At 66.3% G+C, this 2927-nt stretch carries 3 protein-coding genes and 1 pseudogene; 3 read left to right on the forward strand and 1 reads right to left on the reverse strand.

Translation table 11 applies throughout. From position 1 onward, the window contains the following. Positions 1-159 (reverse strand): annotated as a pseudogene (locus tag AC5RWT_RS36255) (1,2-phenylacetyl-CoA epoxidase subunit PaaA); the annotation flags it as partial. A 219-nt stretch (positions 160-378) separates the two neighbouring features. Between AC5RWT_RS36255 and AC5RWT_RS36260 the strand changes: the two are divergent. The 3 genes from AC5RWT_RS36260 to AC5RWT_RS36270 form a co-directional block, all read left to right on the forward strand. Beyond that, positions 379-723: a PadR family transcriptional regulator gene (locus AC5RWT_RS36260; RefSeq protein ID WP_494084444.1), complete on the forward strand. Its 345-nt coding sequence runs from the start codon at positions 379-381 to the stop codon at positions 721-723. Continuing rightward, positions 720-1442, forward strand: a complete 723-nt coding sequence (locus AC5RWT_RS36265; protein WP_494084445.1) for a hypothetical protein — start codon at positions 720-722, stop codon at positions 1440-1442. The genes AC5RWT_RS36260 and AC5RWT_RS36265 overlap by 4 nt, the downstream gene beginning before the upstream one ends. Before the next feature lie 74 nt (positions 1443-1516). Further along, a partial coding sequence (locus tag AC5RWT_RS36270; RefSeq protein WP_494084446.1) for a S9 family peptidase occupies positions 1517-2927 on the forward strand: 1411 nt, incomplete at its 3' end.

A 2927-nucleotide genomic window follows, 5' to 3' on the forward strand; every position in this document is an offset into this window, starting at 1 on the left:
CCGGGTCAGCGTCTTGCGGTACTTCTCCGGCATCCAGTCGGCCGGCTCGATCCGGGAATCCTCCGCAATGATCTTGTCAAAGTAGGCCTGTCCGGCCGCGTCCTCGGGGGACGGCACGGCGTGCAACTGCGGGTCGCCGGCCTCGGTGTGCGTTGCCACGATGGTCACCTCACTGTACGTAGTCCAGCCGGAAATAATTACCGACCGTTCGTTCAGAATATATTGGCCTTCCGTGGGCGTCAAGACCAGGGGCAGCCGGACGCGGCCGGTCCTCGATACGTCACCGCGGAGAATGGCGAGCCGACGCAGCACGCGGCGTCGCCTGTGCGAACCAAGCGCACACTAGACAGATAGGCTAGTTAGTGGAACTATCTAGCCATGCAGCACAGACAATGGCCCGGTGAGTGGATGCGGGGCATCTTGGGCCTGTGTGTCCTGAAGTCACTGGAGCCCGGACCGACCTACGGCTACGCCATTGCCTCTGCCCTCGAAGCCGCCGGGCTCGGCACGGTGAAAGGCGGCACCCTTTATCCGCTCCTCACCCGGCTGGAGTCCAACGGCTTGGTCACCACCGAATGGCGGGCGGGCGAAGGCGGGCCGGGCCGCAAGTACTTCCGGCTCACTGCCGACGGCCTGGCCGAATTGGAACGGCAGCAGTCCCAGTGGCGGCATTTCACCGGCATTGTCCACGCACACCTGAACACCGAGGAGCACCGGCCATGACCAAAACAGGATCAGAACAGAAGTGGCTGGACGAGATGGTCCTGGAGCTGCGGCTGCTAAACGTGGACGGCGCTCGGATCGGCGATGCCGCGGCCACCGTGCGCGAGCATCTGGCGGACAGCGGCGAGAGGCCGGAGGAAGCCTTCGGGAATCCGGCAGAATACGCGCGCAGTTTGGGACTGGCGCAGCCTGAACCTTCCGGCCTGCCCGCCGTTGTCGCAGCCAATGTAGTGGGGGTTTTCGGCTTTATGGCCTTGGTCTTCGCTGCGGGGCCCGCCAGCGAAAACCGTTCGGTGGAGATCAGTGGGTTTCACCTTCTGCTGGCAGTCGCCTTCCTGGTGGCGATGCCGCTGATCGCCTTCAACCTTCGCGCCGTCGTGCGGCTGAAGCCGTGGCAGGGCGGGGCGATCGGCGCGGCCGCTTTTGCGCTGCTCGTGGCAGTGGCGGTGCTCCTCGGCGACACGGTGGTTGCCAACCTCCCCGCGCGGCCGATCGCCGTCGGAGGCGGTTTGCTGATGCTCGCCGCCACCCTCCGGGGACGGTTTTCCCGCCACCAGCGTCCCGATCCGGTGGTGGACCCGAGCGCGTCGACGGAAGCAGGCAAGCACGGGTCCGACCGGAGCAGAGGCTGGATTACGTTCCTGGGCAATTGGTGCCTGGTAATCGGTGCCGTGATCATGGTTCCGGTCGCCGTCTGGCTCCACCGCCTCTCCGGCTGACGGACGGCGGTTGCGCTCTTCCACCCTCAGCCAAAACCGCCCGGCAGCCCGGCCTCGCTCTATATATTGGTGCCATGACGCACACCCCTGCCGAAACCGTCCGTGACTCCCCCCTGGCTTCTGCGCCGCCAAGCCGTCCGGAACCGCCGGTGGCCCCCAAGGTTCCCACCGAGCGCTCCCACCACGGCGACACCTTCGTGGACCACTACGAATGGCTGCGGGACAAGGAGAACCCGGAGGTCGTGGCCCACCTGCAGGCGGAAAACGCTTACACGGAAGCCGTGACGGCGCACCAGCAGCCGCTGCGCGAGGCGATCTTCCAGGAGATCAAGAACCGCACCCAGGAAACGGACCTGTCCGTGCCGGTGCGCAAGGACGGCTGGTGGTACTACGGCCGCATGGAAGAGGGCAAGCAATACGGCATCCAGTGCCGGGTGCAGGCCTTGGACACCGGCGATCCGGCCGCTGGCTGGACTCCCCCGCAGGTTGAGGCCGGCCGGCCGGTACCCGGCGAGCAGGTCCTGCTGGACGGCAACGCGGAGGCGGAAGACAAGCCGTTCTTCTCCTTGGGCGGCTCGGCCGTCACCCAGGACGGACGGCTGTACGCCTACGCCGCGGACCACGCCGGCGACGAGCGCTTCACCCTGCGGATCAAGGATCTGGACACCGGCCAACTGTTGGACGATGTCGTGGAGAACGTCTTCTACTCGCTGGCCTTCGACCCCGACGGCAGCCGCGTGTTCTACACGGTGGTGGACGAGTCCTGGCGCCCGTACCAGATCAAGGCGCACACCGTCGGCGCATCCGTGGCCTCCGACGTCGTGATTTATCAGGAAGACGACCCGGCCATGTGGATGGGCTTCGACCTCTCCGCCGACCGCCGGCACCTGGTGATCGGCATCGGCTGCTCCGAATACTCCGAGACGCGGCTGCTGGACTTCGCCCATCCGGATGCCGGGCTGCAGACGCTGATTCCGCGCAGCGCGCGGGTGCTCTACGACGCCGAGCCCTTCCTGTTGGACGGTGTGCAGAAGGTGCTGCTCACGCACAACAAAGACGCCGTGAACTCGATGGTCTCGCTGGCGGATTTGTCGGAATTCTCCCGGCCGCTGGAAGCGCAGCACTGGGACACCGTCTTGGAGCACGACGACGGGGTGCGGGTCAACGGCGCGGGCGTCACCGCCACGCACGTGGTGCTGTCGATCCGCAAGGACACCATCGAACGTGTGCAGGTGCTGCCCCTCGCCGGCCTGGGAACCGAAGCCCAGGCAACTCCGGTGGAACCGGGCTTCGACGAGGAACTGTTCACCGCAGGCGTGGGCGGTTCCGACTATGAGGCGCCGGTGATCCGGCTGGCCTACACCTCGTTCCTGACCCCTCCTCGGATCTACGACTATGAGCTGGCCACCGGCGCGCTGCACCTGCGCAAGGAAACACCGGTGCTCGGCGGCTACGACCCGGCCGACTATGTGGCCGAACGGGAGT

It is taken from the genome of Arthrobacter sp. Dra40 (assembly GCF_059091905.1).

What these genes read in the sequence shown, in the direction of transcription:
- AC5RWT_RS36265 (WP_494084445.1), top strand. Translation starts at nt 720, where the DNA reads ATGACCAAAACAGGATCAGAACAGAAGTGGCTGGACGAGATGGTCCTG.
- AC5RWT_RS36260 (WP_494084444.1), top strand. Translation starts at nt 379, where the DNA reads ATGCAGCACAGACAATGGCCCGGTGAGTGGATGCGGGGCATCTTGGGC.